13 protein-coding genes and 2 pseudogenes are annotated in these 13,893 nt (G+C 57.5%); 9 read left to right on the top strand and 6 right to left on the bottom strand.

All coding sequences use genetic code 11. The features are described from left to right. Positions 1 to 8 precede the first annotated feature (8 nt). The 6 genes from AC3FJ6_RS09320 (at position 9) to AC3FJ6_RS09295 (ending at position 6,421) form a co-directional block, all read left to right on the top strand. A complete protein-coding gene (locus AC3FJ6_RS09320; RefSeq protein ID WP_488771603.1) occupies positions 9 to 938 on the top strand; it encodes a TniB family NTP-binding protein in 930 nt (309 codons plus the stop codon). After that, the gene (locus AC3FJ6_RS09315; protein ID WP_488771602.1) at positions 901 to 2,007 is read left to right on the top strand and encodes a TniQ family protein; all 1,107 of its coding nucleotides are present in this window, start codon (positions 901 to 903) and stop codon (positions 2,005 to 2,007) included. Before AC3FJ6_RS09320 ends, AC3FJ6_RS09315 begins: the two co-directional genes overlap by 38 nt. Further along, positions 1,995 to 3,839, top strand: a complete 1,845-nt coding sequence (locus tag AC3FJ6_RS09310) for a TniQ family protein (RefSeq protein ID WP_488771601.1) — start codon at positions 1,995 to 1,997, stop codon at positions 3,837 to 3,839. Before AC3FJ6_RS09315 ends, AC3FJ6_RS09310 begins: the two co-directional genes overlap by 13 nt. Then, on the top strand, positions 3,836 to 4,354 hold the full coding sequence (locus tag AC3FJ6_RS09305) for an HAD domain-containing protein (protein WP_488771600.1): 519 nt from the start codon (positions 3,836 to 3,838) through the stop codon (positions 4,352 to 4,354). Before AC3FJ6_RS09310 ends, AC3FJ6_RS09305 begins: the two co-directional genes overlap by 4 nt. A gap of 221 nt (positions 4,355 to 4,575) precedes the next feature. Further along, a complete protein-coding gene (locus AC3FJ6_RS09300) occupies positions 4,576 to 5,040 on the top strand; it encodes a hypothetical protein (protein WP_488771599.1) in 465 nt (154 codons plus the stop codon). Between the two features lie 109 nt (positions 5,041 to 5,149). Beyond that, on the top strand, positions 5,150 to 6,421 hold the full coding sequence (locus AC3FJ6_RS09295; protein WP_488771598.1) for a hypothetical protein: 1,272 nt from the start codon (positions 5,150 to 5,152) through the stop codon (positions 6,419 to 6,421). Between the two features lie 44 nt (positions 6,422 to 6,465). Here AC3FJ6_RS09295 and AC3FJ6_RS09290 read toward each other — a convergent pair whose 3' ends face one another. From AC3FJ6_RS09290 to AC3FJ6_RS09265, 6 genes and pseudogenes are all read right to left on the bottom strand, one after another. Next, positions 6,466 to 7,347 (bottom strand): plasmid partitioning protein RepB C-terminal domain-containing protein, encoded by an 882-nt coding sequence (locus AC3FJ6_RS09290; protein ID WP_488771597.1) that lies wholly within the window; start codon positions 7,345 to 7,347, stop codon positions 6,466 to 6,468. Next, the gene (locus AC3FJ6_RS09285) at positions 7,344 to 8,246 is read right to left on the bottom strand and encodes a ParB/RepB/Spo0J family partition protein (RefSeq protein ID WP_488771861.1); all 903 of its coding nucleotides are present in this window, start codon (positions 8,244 to 8,246) and stop codon (positions 7,344 to 7,346) included. The genes AC3FJ6_RS09290 and AC3FJ6_RS09285 overlap by 4 nt, the downstream gene beginning before the upstream one ends. Continuing rightward, the gene (locus tag AC3FJ6_RS09280) at positions 8,246 to 9,808 is read right to left on the bottom strand and encodes a recombinase family protein (RefSeq protein WP_488771596.1); all 1,563 of its coding nucleotides are present in this window, start codon (positions 9,806 to 9,808) and stop codon (positions 8,246 to 8,248) included. The genes AC3FJ6_RS09285 and AC3FJ6_RS09280 overlap by 1 nt, the downstream gene beginning before the upstream one ends. Positions 9,809 to 9,899: 91 nt before the next feature. Continuing rightward, positions 9,900 to 10,082, bottom strand: a complete 183-nt coding sequence (locus AC3FJ6_RS09275) for a hypothetical protein (protein WP_488771595.1) — start codon at positions 10,080 to 10,082, stop codon at positions 9,900 to 9,902. 576 nt (positions 10,083 to 10,658) lie between these two features. Continuing rightward, positions 10,659 to 10,892: a CopG family ribbon-helix-helix protein gene (locus tag AC3FJ6_RS09270; protein ID WP_488771594.1), complete on the bottom strand. Its 234-nt coding sequence runs from the start codon at positions 10,890 to 10,892 to the stop codon at positions 10,659 to 10,661. Between the two features lie 272 nt (positions 10,893 to 11,164). Then, positions 11,165 to 11,352: pseudogene (locus tag AC3FJ6_RS09265) on the bottom strand (methyltransferase family protein); the annotation flags it as partial. A gap of 95 nt (positions 11,353 to 11,447) precedes the next feature. Here AC3FJ6_RS09265 and AC3FJ6_RS09260 point away from each other — a divergent pair. The 3 genes and pseudogenes from AC3FJ6_RS09260 to AC3FJ6_RS09250 all read left to right on the top strand — a co-directional run bounded on the left by AC3FJ6_RS09260 (position 11,448) and on the right by AC3FJ6_RS09250 (position 13,743). Continuing rightward, positions 11,448 to 11,780 (top strand): nucleotide pyrophosphohydrolase, encoded by a 333-nt coding sequence (locus AC3FJ6_RS09260; RefSeq protein ID WP_153946211.1) that lies wholly within the window; start codon positions 11,448 to 11,450, stop codon positions 11,778 to 11,780. A 111-nt stretch (positions 11,781 to 11,891) separates the two neighbouring features. Then, positions 11,892 to 12,719, top strand: a pseudogene (locus AC3FJ6_RS09255) (DUF72 domain-containing protein); the annotation flags it as partial. A 385-nt stretch (positions 12,720 to 13,104) separates the two neighbouring features. Further along, positions 13,105 to 13,743: a DEAD/DEAH box helicase gene (locus AC3FJ6_RS09250; protein WP_488771593.1), complete on the top strand. Its 639-nt coding sequence runs from the start codon at positions 13,105 to 13,107 to the stop codon at positions 13,741 to 13,743. The last annotated feature ends 150 nt before the right edge of the window (positions 13,744 to 13,893 follow it).

Here is a 13,893-nt window from a genome sequence, read left to right as displayed (position 1 = left end):
AAAAATCTATGAGCGAAATCCATTTCTCTCTCCGTCGTCACTTCATCGAAACGCAGCAAGTAACGAAAGTATTTCAGCGCATCGGTGAAGTGCATCAGGATATGTTGCGATCCGGTACGAGCAAAGGTCTTACTCTCGTTGGCGTTAGTGGTTCTGGCAAAACCACCGCCATCCGCCAGTGTCTCGCGTCCTCATTTCCGGCTGGCTTCATCCCCGGGAAACTTCGTCGAACAATGAAGGTCGCGACGCCTTCAAGTCCAACGACGAAGAACCTGGCGAGCGCTGTCTTGACCGGCTTGGATGATCCTTTCGCCGACTCGCGTAGTCACACCGAAAGTGTAAAGACCAAGCGAATCATCAAGCTAATTAAGAACTTGGAGACCGAGATTGTTGTGTTCGACGAGGCCCAACACATCGTCGATTGCACACGAAGCACTACCTACGAGGCTGCAGACTGGCTTAAAGAACTAATGAACGAATGCAACATCGTGGTTGTGCTTGCTGGGCTCGCGAGAACTCAGCAGCTTCTGTGGACTAACGAGCAGTTGCGGCGGCGCTTCTCTGCCGTCATACATCTCAAAGGATACGACCTCCATGTGCGGGAGGATGCGAAGCAGTTTGTCTCGCTACTGTCGGCATTGCATGCTTTTCTACCAGTGCCTACCGTTGATTTTATAACGGACGAAATGATCAAGCGCTTCCACTTCGCGAGCGACGGCTTGATCGATTATCTAATCAAGGTGCTTGACCGCGCGACCTGGCAGGTGTTGGCTGGGGGAGCGAAAGGAATCGACTGCACCGTTCTCTCCCGGGCATTTCGCGACGAGATTTGGTCGGAAGCACCGGCGCTACGCAACCCGTTTGCTCTCGAGTTCAACTTCAAGCCGTTACGAGGCGCACATGAACCATTTGAGGTGTTCAATGGATCGAAGGGGTGACTCGGTGCCGCGCAATGCAGAGGTCAATAAGCAGCGGACGCCAGTGTCAGCAGTTGATGCGTTCTTTCGCACCGTTGGCCTTCAACGCGTGGCACCGCTCTTCCCAACCAGTGTCGATCCATATCCGAAGGAAAATTTCGAGAGCTATCTATTTCGCGTCGCTGAGCGCAATGGTGTGCCCTCCATATATGAAGTCATGCAGGCGCTGCAAATACCGCCACGTAGAACGTACACGTTCAGCGAGCACAACGGTATCTGCCTTCGACTGGATCATCGACTTCGTGAACTCGTCCCAAGGGAGCATGTGGACAGCGAGGGCAAAGCAATCTTTGCTGGGCAATGGATCCGGGCAAAACATCTGACGACGTTCTCCACACGCTTGTGTCCTCAATGCCTCATCGAGGATGGATACGGTCAGATTGGGTGGAAATTGATCCCACTGCCGGTGTGCGATCGGCATGGTACCTATCTACTCGACAGATGTCCTTGCTCTCCGACTCGCGCCATCAGTTTACGGAGATATCGATACTGGGAGTGCGAGTGCGGCATGGATTTGCGCGCGGTCATCACTCGCCGGGCTAGTGACGTGGCCCACTTGCTTGCACGCGCTGTCATCAAGCGCTTGTTCGACAAGTCGTCTGACGACGCAATAGATAGACTTGGTGGCCTCTCGTCGATACCCCGCGCGATATCTTGTACGGAGCTACTGGACATCATTGTGGTCCTCGGTTGCATGGATCCAAGGACCGGAAAATTGGGCCCTCGGTACGGCTCGCCATCAAGTGAGTTGCGGCCGAACATTGAGCGGTTCGAGCGCGCGGCTAGGATGCTGGCGACCTGGCCTGAGAGTTTGCTTCCCTCAATCCGAGTGGTAATTGCGCCTACCGCGCATGGCTCCCTATCATGGGCCGATCCTTCCGATCGTCATGATGCAACGCGTAGATACCTGGATCCGACGCTATTCAACTGGATCAAGGCGGCTCAGTTTGAGGTCCTGCAGAAGAATGTTGGCTGGATGCTGCAGTCGTTGCGCACGGAGATATTAGAGGGGGAACCATGCTCTCACTAGCAGTATGCGCGGAACCCGCGCCAGATGAGGGACTCATGGGGTATCTCTCGCGGCTAGAGGGTGCGAATGCTTTAGTGGCGAACGAACTGCTTCGGCTTTTCAAGGCAATACCCGGGGAGGGTCTATCGTGTCTGACCTTCACCGGAAAACAACCTTCCGGGTGGGCGGCGGAGGCCGCCGAGATAAGATGTCCATCGACGAGGCCAGCGCGAGTATGGAGTCATAAGGTGTGGAAGTATTGTCCTCCATGCCTCCGCGTAGACGGCTACTGGCGCGGCCATTGGAGCCTCACTTTGGTCTCCTGCTGTCCGTTGCATGAAACCAGACTCATAGATCATTGCTCGAGGTGCGGGAAGAGAATCGCTCGGCGAGCACTGCTGGATTTCCGTTGTGACGAATGCGGGCAACCGCTCGCGAATGGCATCGCGCACAAGACCCACTCCCGAGGGGCCCTCTGGTTGGCGGCAGAACTTACCAACCGATTGAACGATGCGCGTCGCGACAAACTGGATGGCATCAGCGGGCTCGGACTCATAGAGTTGCATGAGTTGGCATTGCGACTAGGCCTGCGGGCTGCCCGTACCGAGCGGCTGAAGCCCTTGAAAGTTAAGAATGCCAGTCTGGTTGCCGAAGCGTTGCCGATCGCACGAGAGGCCGGCGGGATACTCATGGCGTGGCCCGACGGGATGAAGCAATTACTCGCCAGCCTTTGCGCCCAGGATCCTCAACGGAGCCGATGGCGAATTGAGAAGGCCGTGGGCCCCTTGTATCGAGATATTTATAAAGACCTAGATGGCCCTTGCTTCAACTTTGTAAGAAGGGAATTCGAGGCTTACGTGGAGGAGGAGTGGGAGGCGCCGCTCGCTCGGCGAAACCGACATCTCTCACGGTGGGTCGTCCGGCGACATAGTTGGCTGAACATAAGGAACGCCGCATCCCGGATCGGTATCCGGCCCTCTTTGGTAACACGGCTTGTAGGTAGCGGCGAACTGCGTGCGAATGAGGTTAAGCATTCGAGCGGGAGGGTCAGCCGATCGGTTGATCTAAACGACTTGACTGCAATCCGAACTGCGCTTCGTTCGGCATTGTCGCTACAACAGACGGCTCAGAGGTTGGGCCTTGGTCCGGAACGGGTGCGTCAACTCCTCAACGCCGGCTTGCTTCGGGCCATCGGCGGGCGGCCAAGACCGGGAGAACAGTGGTGGATTGATAAACAATGCCTGCCTGTTCCGGCCATACGAGCGAGCCGACCGCTGCAGGTCGCGGATTGTGCGTCAATCGCGATCGCGGATGCAGCGAAATATATCGTCGCCGATGCGGATGCCTTCGTTGACTTGATCGGCGCCATCTGTATCGGTTCATTGTCGGTTCGGCGGGGACGTGATGTTGCAAGAATCGGGGAGTGGCGCGTGCATCGGCTAGAGCTCGAGACTTGGTTGCGTGGAAGGCGAGGGCGCGGCGAAGTCTCGCTGGCTGAAGCAGCGACAGAGCTTGGCGTGAAGCAGGAGGTAGCGTATGCATTGTCTCGGGCGGGTATTCTGAAGACTGACGTGGCGCGGGTCGGTCGTCGTTACGCGCGGCGCGTGTCCAGGGACGCAATAACACAGTTCTCCAATACCTACGTGTTAAACACCGAGTTGGCACGACGTGCCGGTACGAGTCCGAAGCACTTAGCTCACAGACTTCTTGTGTCAGGAATCAACCCCATCGCCGGACCAACGGTGACGAGTTGCAGGTGTAGGCAATATGTATGGGCGCGTAGTCAGCAGACTCTCGATGTTGCGATGACCGCCCCCATGAAAACACATAGGAACGGAAGGCTAGAAGAATGATCATTTTTCTCGACTATGACGGCGTGCTCCATCCTGACGCCGCTTACCTTGTTAAGGGCAAGCCAGTTCTTTGTGCCGAAGGTGAGTTGTTCATGTGGATGCCGGTGCTTGAGGAGATTTTGTCGCCATTTCCGGACGTGGACATCGTTCTCTCTACGTCATGGGTGCGCGTCCTGGGCTTTAGCCGCGCTCGCGACTATTTGTCGCCCGCTCTGAGGCGTCGCGCAATCGGAGCGACTTGGCATTCGGCGATGCGTCGTCACAACGAGGGCTCACATCGCGTGGATGAAGGGTGGTTTGTTGCCCTGTCGCGTTATCAACAGATTGCCAGGTACGTTGATAGGGCGGGGGACCGCGCAAAGGCCTGGTTGGCAGTAGATGACGACGACAAGGGTTGGCCAGACGATCTTCGGGACCACCTCGTCGCCACTAACAGTGGCATGGGGCTCTCTTGTCCAAGCACGCAACAAGTACTTCGATCAAGAATTGAACAACTGGTGGATCGTGAGTCGTAGCACTCCCGCGTATGCTTTGCTAAAAGGGAGTTCCGAGTGTCTCGGCGACGCCCTTTGTCTGCAGGGTCCGCTGAAGAAGACAATGTCGTCGGTGCTCGTCTCTGAGCAAGTTCAACGGGTCTTTGATTCGAGGAGCCGGGGCTTAGAGAACATAGACGGCCGCGTCAGCCATCAACGTTTGGGACAGTATGCTATTTTTCGTTGATACCGAGTTCACTGACATGATTAACTGCGAGTTGATCAGCATCGCGCTGGTCGCCGAGAATGGTGCGGAATTTTACGGGGAGTTGAATGATTTCGACGACCTGGCCTGTAGTCCGTTGGTTCGAGAGGCGGTGTTGCCACAGCTCGGAAAATTCCCCGGAGCTGTGCATTCCTCCGGTCAGCTTTGTGAGAAGCTGATCGATTGGGTGAGAGGTGTTTCTCCAAATGATGAATGCTTTATCTGCGTCGATAATGTTCTTGATTGGGACATTCTCCTGAATCTAGTGGGAAATGTGCCAACCGGCTGGCAAGGTCTCCTGATCGGTCACTTGATTGACCGGAGCGCACAGGAGTCATATTTTAGGGAGTACGGCGGGAGACATCACGCATTACATGACGCCCGAGCGCTACGATTGTCGGCTCCGAGTGATCTAGCTGGTGCCATTTCTCCCAGGGATCTTAAGCATACCCGACTGTTCTGAATGGGAAGTTCCGCATACCTTCAGCCGCTGGACTACCAATATGGGGCTCCTTCTCGCCAGACTTGGAAAACAGCGCCCTCGCGATGGCCCAAGAATCCAGAGGTGAGTCATGAAGCGCAGCGAGCTATACATGAAAGTGTGGGCTACGCCGATCGTCCGATTGGCGAAAGAGTTGGGAATCTCCGATGTCGGACTTGCGAAGGCGTGTCGACGACATGCGATACCTGTACCTCCACGAGGCTACTGGGCGAAGCTAAGCGCAAGGAAAAATCCAACAAAAATCCCGCTACCTGCGCCTGAGTTGGATGTGTTTGTTCGATTTGCAGCAAGCGAACCAGACGAGCAAGCTAGGCAGCGCGCCATGGCTCAGCACCGGGCCAACTTGCTTACGGCGCGGGTAGCCGAGGCTGCCAACGCGGTGCCCGTTGAGTTCGCATTGACTCTTGAAGGTGCGCATCCCCTTGTGAGGACTACCCACAAATACTGCGAGCGCATTCCCAAGCTAATCGAGCGGTCGCGGCGTCGTAGCTACAGTTGGCCGATGGCCAAACCTGAAGATCATCCTCCGCCCGAACAACATGGCAGATACAGCTTATCCCGCAAGGGATGTCTTAACATTGTCGCTTCACTGGAATCGATGGACTGGATCCTTCGGTTGCATGCCACCCTGTTTCGCGGGCTTCTGAATGGGGGAATGAAGATTGCACAACGAGAAGTGCAAAGCGATCGCTCGTCCGGCAGAACGGACGATCCAGCAATTGAGTTGCGCTTTGACGAGGAGGTGCTAACGCTCAAATTTTCTGAAGGGTACCGTCGCGTTCGACTCACATCCGCGGAACTTGAGGAAAAGCGCAAGGAAGCGGCATGGGCTAGAGAGTTCGAGATGCACCCGTCCGGAATCTTCACATTGAGTCTTGAAGGCACCGAGTATCAAGCGCGCAAGTCCTGGCAGGGAAGCAAAGAGAAGCTGGAGATGCAGGTCAACGAAGTCATCCAAACAGCCTTTCATCTGGTTGGGTTGCTGCCACAACTCAGATCCGAACGAAAGGATCGGGAGGCCAACGCTCGCAGAGAAGAAGAGCTTCGAGCACGAGAGCGCAGGCGCCGAGAGGCGAGGGATGATCAGCTGAAGCAGGCTTTTGCGATGATGGAGGCGGACGGACGAGTACAGCAGTTGTACGCATTCCTTGACCGATTGGAAAAATGCTGCGCTGACTTCTCCCCGCCCTATGACGAGCGTGCCAGAGTTTGGATAAGCGTCATAAGGAACGAGCTGTCTGGCCGCAGCCCAGTCGATGAGATGTTGCAGAAATGTCTGAGTGTCCCTACGTGGGCGAGTTGGCCGCCGGCATGGTGGCCGGAAAACGTACCGTCTTCGTAAACCGTTCCAAATGCCACATGCCGTCGGGCCCAAAGAGTGCACGTTCACTGATCCAGCGAAACTGTTTGCACGATGAGTTCAAACTCGGCAAGGAGGTCAGGTTGACGCAGACGAAGGAAGTTTGCGACAGACTGATTCTCCAAGAGCTTTGCCAGGTATCCTTTAGCTAATACGAGATTGAGAATGTCTTGCCCGTACGTTTGCTCGACAAGCCGATACTGGCCTTGAAGATTGCCCATCTCCCGCTCCATCTTGGCCATTTGTTCCTGGCTGATGCCGACAAGTTTGCTGGGCTTCTTGCCGTCGATGAGCATCTCCACGGGCGTAGCGACCAGCAGCGCTTCAGCATATGCCACTGTTAAGTTGTTGGCAGACACCATCAGCTCTAGGCACTCCACTTGCCTTGTGGGCTTCATCTTGCGTATCACCCGTCCGAGCTCTGGCGAGAACTGTTGATCCTTAAGCAAGTCCGCAGCTTCCGGACAGATGCCGTTCAAGAGATTGATCTTCTTCTGGATGTGAGTGATGTCGACGCTGAATGCACGTGCCAATCGTTCTGGGGACACGCCGCGTTCAATAGCTCGCCGCAACATGAAATGTTCTTGGATCGTGGATAAGCGGTTGATGCGGTTGTTGTAGGTGTAGGCTTCGTCGTCCGTCGCGATGAGGCAAGAGGCCTCTACGAAGCCCAAGTCGCGCAAGGCGATTAGACGCATGTGACCATCCAAAAGTACGTGCTGCCCTGACTGTTCGTTCGCAGACGTTACGGTCAAGGGCTCGATAAGCCCGATCTCTTCTATGGAGGATTTGATCTGTTTGAACTTTCTCGAAGTACTTAGGCCTTCCGGAATGCGGCGCGACGGCAGTATGCATACAACTGGTACGCATCGTGGTTCCGGAATGAATCCAAGTGTGATGCCGCTCATTTTCCATATCCTCCTGCAACGACTCGCTCCGATAGATACTTGGGAAGCGTGGCGAGATCTTCAGCGCGAAGGAGATTGACGAAATTTTCATCGGCGAAAAGTTGGCGTAGTGCACCGACGACGAAGAGCAATCGCTGCTGTGCGAACTCCGCCTTTCGAACCATTGCTCTCTGGCGTTCCACCTCATTCTGATAAGTTCGAACCAGGCTTGACGTGGAGACATCGGTTTCGGACCCGCGCGGCATGCGGCGTGTCGCCGTACGACCGAGTGTCTGTCGTCGCTCGATTACACGTCGTGCATCCATCAACTGCTTACCACGCAGTTTCCCGGACTCGTACGCTTCCTGTAGTGCTGCCTGAATTGCCTTGTCGTCATCGCCAGCGCCGACAATGGTCAGTGCTGCGCTAAGGGGAATCGTTCCCTTTTCAACAGCGACAAGCAATCGTTCTTCCCCCTGTTGCAGAAGCGTGAGAATTCCTTGAACGTACGATTGGGTCAGACCGGTCTTATCTGCAATCACCTTGGGGATGTAGCCCTGTTCATGTAGTTGCCGGATGCCCGCGAGCAACTCCAAGGAGCGACACTGCCGTCTGGCGATGTTCTCCGCGAGGCTCATGATGAAGGCGTCTTCGTCGCTCACGTTCACAACGAGAGCGGGAATCATCGTTTCCCCTAGAGAGCGGAACGCCTTCAATCGGCCCTCGCCGCAAACGAGCATGTACCGTTCGCCACCATCTGACGCAGGCCTAGGCGTAACAGTTATGGGCTTCTTTAGTCCAATCGTCTTGATGTTTGTGACGATCTCTTCAAAGACTTTGCCGTTTCGCTCGCGAGTATTCAGAACCTCCACGCGGTCGATAGGGACCATGCGAACTTCGCCGGGCAGAGATTGCTCCATCATGCAGCCCTCCGAAGCTTCGCGCGGGCAGCCATACCGTAGAGGTAATCGAGCGTATCGAAACGATAGCTCTCAAGCTCGGCAGGGTTCCTTTCCGCAAGGCTGATACGAGCCTTAGAGAAGTCGATATGGGGTAAGAGGTAGTAGTCCAACGGCGCAGTGTTGGCTTGGTCCAGTCGAACAGCGACCGTGACATCGGGCAAGAGGCCAGCGTCGAATCGCACCTTCCAGCGGTTGCGCCCACATGCTGACGTTTGACACCGCGCGAGCACCAGCGATACCGAAAACTCACCATTGATCGTGAGTATGTCGGTCGCCAGGTCGCGCTCGACTGATCCGCCAAGATCCGCTATTCGGCGTTCTGTGTTTTCGACAATGTCCGGGTGGAGCCGTCTGAGAAATCGATTTGCTTCTATATATCGATAGTCTCGGGCCGGCGTAAATCCAACGACCTGGTAGGCGCGGATCAAGCTACCGAACCGGTACGAATAGACAGAGGACGAGGGCATGCCTTCGGTTTCGTCAATGATCAAGCCCGACAGAATTCCTCGAGTTTGATAGAGCGCGCGCAACCGTTCTATCAATTCGTCTTCGGAGTAGCGACGAGCTCGCGCCCGCATGATCCCTTGTGCCGTGTAGAAAATGTCGGCGGGTACAATTGGCTCAAAGGCATGTTCCTTCCTGATCCACATGTCAGGTGTGTTGACGACCCGAGCCTTCTTTAGCTTGTATGAAACGCGGTTGTAGACGTTGTTTCCGATGTACTTCTCATTCGTCAATACTTCTCTCACCGTTGAACGGCTCCAGCGGCGGCCGAAGTCGGTCTCGATTCCCATGGTGTTCAGGCGAGCGGCGATGTCGAACTCGTTAAGCGCATCGTTGATGAACCAGTTGTAAACAAGGTTAACTATGCGAGTTTCGCTCTCTGGGCCGGGTATCAGAATGACCCGGTCAGTTTGGAGACTTTTGTGTTCGCCCCTGCCCAGGGTACCTTTCATGACGCCATGCTGATCCACTAGCACGCGACGCAGTCCGAAGCCTGCTGGTCCTCCTTGGCGAAACCCCAGTTCTATGAGGCGACACTGACCGGCAAACACTTTCGAGGAGAGTTCGCGACTGTACTCCCCGGCCATCGCGCGCTTGACTCCCTTTACAACTGTGGAGATTGGTGACCCATCATTCTCGAACTGCTCGGCACAGTAGGCCACCTGGAGGCCCGCGCGCCGGCAGATGTACTCGTAGTAAGCGCTCTCGTCTGCATCTTGGAATCTTCCCCAGCGGCTAACGTCGTACACCAGGATCACTTGATAATCGACAGTTCCGGATTCGACATCTCGGATCAACTCCTGTAAGGCATGCCGGCCTTCGATTCGAAGGCCGCTCTTTCCCTCGTCAGCGTATGTTCTGACGACGGTAAGCCCTCGGTTTGCGGCGTACTCGTGTATCTTGCTTCGTTGATTCTCTGTGGAGTATTGCTGATGCTCAGTAGACATGCGGACGTACTCCGCTGCTCGAACGGGTATCTCCGGTGCCGTATCGGCTTGTAGGGCGAACGACTGCATGATGACGACTCGATGCTCTTGCATGCTCTCGATGGTCGCATTGGCGATCGATGGGCATACAAACTAGTTCTAGCAAATTGCGACATCCGCGTTACGCGTCTTCTCTTTGCAATTTGTGAAAGTCGCTCGGAACGTTGAAAAGAAAGCCGATACGGACCACCCACGCATCCATCTTGCGCCAAAGAATGCTGTCATAAACGGGCGCCAGGAGATACAGCCCACCAGGATTCAAGACGGGCGGTCCGCAGACATCCATCTTTGCAAGAGCCTTCATGGTCGAACGCTCCGCCTGCTGCTCGCGGTTGCGAGCGCTATATTCAGGGTGCAACTTTCGGTATGCCTTCCAATACTCTGGATGGCGTTTGGCCCAAGCCGCCTGAGCGCGGAACTGATTGTCTCGATAGTCAGGGTCGTTATGGCGGCGCGCGCGCTGCCATGCAGCGCGTCGACAGCGCTGACACGAGGGGGATGAGCAGTACTGCTGATGCGGCGATTGCGGCCGAGGTGTGAAGGGGGTACCGCAGCCAAGACATTTTCGGACAATCACAACGGCCTCCGATGCAGCGAACGGACGTGCCCAAGCGCCAGAGGGTGACGCTCTTGTGATGGCTAGCTTTTGCTCCATGGAGTGGCGGTGGGCGCGAAGTGTCGAACTTGCCACTTCGGGTTGGGCTACGCCCGGCGCGCTCAGTTCTAGCGGTGTCCGTTCTCGGCCTGGCTTAGCGAATTCCGGCTTCGATGACAACAGCTTCGCGAGTCTGCTGCAGGAGGTGACCTTGGTCACATGACGCGGCGGTGCTCACGCCGAACGAGAGTGCTGGGCGTGTTCGGCAGGCACATTTGTGCAGCATTAGGCCGAAGGTGGGCCTTCCCAGTCGCCACGAATATTGTCTTGGTAGGCTTGTCCGTCCGCGCTGTTGTTCCAAAGCCCGAACGCGTCGGCACTTGCGAGGCGATTTTTCTGAGCTATGTACGCCTGGATGGCGTCACGGATGATGGCAGCCCGGGATCGCCCTTCAGTTGTGGCGAGTCTTTCCAGTTCTTCCAATTGAGCGGCGGGCAGATCGACAAGGATGCGGACCATCTTGAGGTGCTCACGGATTCCATGGGAGGCCTCACGCGTTCGATCAGCGATTGGCGACTCGTAGTATGGAGGTACTTCCTGGGCGGGTCCCATCTTTTGTGGGAGTTCTGTAGGAAATTCTCAACTATTTTGAGTTTTCGCGGAACGGGTGTTGCAGAATAGTTGGTTAAGTTATTGATCTGTATGGCAAGATTTGCCATCTATTGTGAACACCTACAGGGTTGCAGACGCACAGAAATCCCGGCTCAAGGCCGGGATTTTTTTTGGGGCTTTCACCACACCTCCGGCACCATCCGCCATGTCCGCGCGCGCAATAGCGCGCATATTCGTCGCCGAACGTCTCGCGCAGCAGGGCCTCTTCGGCCCGGATCCGCGCGATCTGTGGCCATAGCATCAGCGCAGTCAGCATCACACCGATCAGGGATCGGAACACCAGTACCCACCCTAGCGAACCGGCCATAAGGGTATGCCTGCCGGCATCGCGCTGTCGAGCCGTGAATCGTCCACGATCAATGGGACAATGCCGCCTGATCCCGAATTCGCACCAGGCAGACCATGGCTCTTATCGACCTCAGCAACCTCCAGCAAGCGGCGCTCGCCTTCGGCGAGGCGCGGGGCTGGGGCAAGTATCACAGTCCGAAGAATCTGGCGATGGCGCTCAGTGTGGAAGTGGCCGAGCTGGTGGAAATCTTCCAGTGGCAAACCGAGGAAGAGTCGCGCGGCATCATGTCGACGACCGAGCGTGCACACGTCGAGCAGGAACTGGCCGATATCACGATCTACCTGACGCAGCTGGTGACGGCGTTGGGCGTCGACCTCGATGCGGCGGTGCGCGCCAAGATGGAGATGAACGCGCGCAAGTATCCGGCGCCGGACGAGGGAAAGTAGGCCAGGGGCGCGAATCAGCATGCCGCGCGCGAATCACGTGTCCGCATCCTGACAGCCGCGTGCGGCAAATGCGGCTAGACTTGGTCCATCGTCTTTCGCGGAGATGGCGCCATGGCAGTGCGCAAGCAAGGCAAGTCATTTGGCAATGTCCACATTGGTATCGGCGGCTGGAATTTCGCGCCGTGGCGCGACAATTTCTATCCGGCGGGCCTGCCGCAGGCCCGAGAGCTGGAATATGCGAGCCGCCACCTGACCGCGATCGAGATCAACAGCACCTATCACGGCACGCAGAAGCGCGCGTCGTTTGCCAACTGGCGCGATGCCACGCCCGATGACTTCGTGTTCGCCGTCAAGGCGTCGCGCTTTGCCACCAACCGGCGCATCCTGGCCGAGGGCGCCGATTCGATTCATCGCTTTATCGACAGCGGCATCGCCGAGCTGCGCCACAAACTTGGCCCCGTCGTCTGGCAGTTCGCACCGACCAAGCAGTTCGTGCCCGATGACTTCGAGGCCTTCCTGAACCTGTTGCCCGATGCCGTGGAAGGCGTGCCGCTGCGCCACGTGCTGGAGGTGCGCCACGCCAGCTTCATGTGCGACGAATACCTGAAGCTGGCGCGCAAGTTCAAGGCGGCCACGGTATTCACCGATTCTCCAAAATTTCCGTCATTTGCCGATCTGACCGCCGACTTTGTCTACGCGCGCCTGATGAATGCACAGGAAAAGCTGGCGACCGGCTACGCGCCGAAAGACCTGGACCAGTGGGCCGGACGTGTCGCAAGCTGGGCCGAAGGGAAGGCGCCCGACGACCTGCCCGTGGTGGAAGACGAGCCGGGCGCGAAGCTCAAGCCGAAGACGGTCTACCTGTTCTTCATCAACGGTGCGAAGGAGCGGGCGCCGTCTGCGGCCGGCGCGCTGCTCCAACGGCTGGGCTGGACACCGACCGAGGAGGTCCCGGTGAAGGTTGCGGTGTCGAAGCCAGCTGCCGTCGAGGGATCGGCGGAGGCCCCGGCAACAAAGGCCCGCGCAACAAAGGCCCCCGCAACAAAGGCATCCGTGGAGAAACCTCCGGCAAGGAAGGCCGCTGCAAAGCAGGCGGCAACTAAGCAGGCGGCAACGAAGACGGCCGCAACGAAGACGGCGGCAACGAAGACGGCGGCAACGAAGACGGCCGCCAGCAAGCCAGCCGCACCCCCACCCTCGACAAGGAAGGCGCCCGCGAAGAAAGCCGCTGCAAAGAAAGCCGCCACCCGCGCCGCCGCGTAAGGCCATGCGTGCCAGCCGGCCCCCATCCCCGGTGATTGCGCTTCGGTGCGAACCCTTTTCGGTGCTGCCGCTGGAACCGATGTGGCTCGACGCGCTGGCGCAATCGGGCCATGTTTCGATGACGCCGCTGCAGGCCGCCGCCCTGCCCCTGGCGCTTGCCGGGCACGACCTGATCGTCCAGGCGCGCCAGGGCGGCAGGGCCACCACGCTGGCGATCGCCCTGCTCCACCGGCTCGATCCACAACGCTTCGACGTGCAGGCGCTGGTGCTGTGTCCCACGCGCGATCGCGCCGACATGGTGGCGCGGCGCATCCGGCAGCTGGCGCGGGTGGCCGGCCAGGTCAAGGTGGCGCTGCTCTGCACCGGCATGCCGATCCGGGCACAAATCGATAGCCTGATTCACGGCGCGCATATCGTTGTCGGCACCCCGGGACGCATGCTCGACCATATCGATGCGGCCAGCCTGGATCTGCGTGCGGTGAACACGGTCATCTTCGAAGCCGCCGACACCATGCTCGACATGGGGTTTGCCGATGACATCGCCTTCGTGGCCAGCCGCTGCCCGAAGTCGCGGCAGACGCTGCTGTTCCATGCGTCCCCCGACGCCGATCCGCCGCCGGAAATCGTCCGTCTGGCACGGCAATGGCAGCGCAAGCCGCGCGCCGTCCGGGCGGCGATGGGCGACCAGCCGTCTGTCTGACGCCGCGCGCCATGCCAGCACTGCCTGACGAAGATTCGTGAAAGTCACCCTGTAAGGCGGCGCTTTCGTTTGCTAATCTGGATACACGCAGCCAGATCCCCGGGGGGTGCGGGCTATTGCGCAGCACCGCAGATCGATCGCGTCTGGGCA

It is taken from the genome of Cupriavidus sp. 94F1 (genome assembly GCF_057798875.1).
This window is presented reverse-complemented; position numbering and strand designations above follow the sequence as displayed.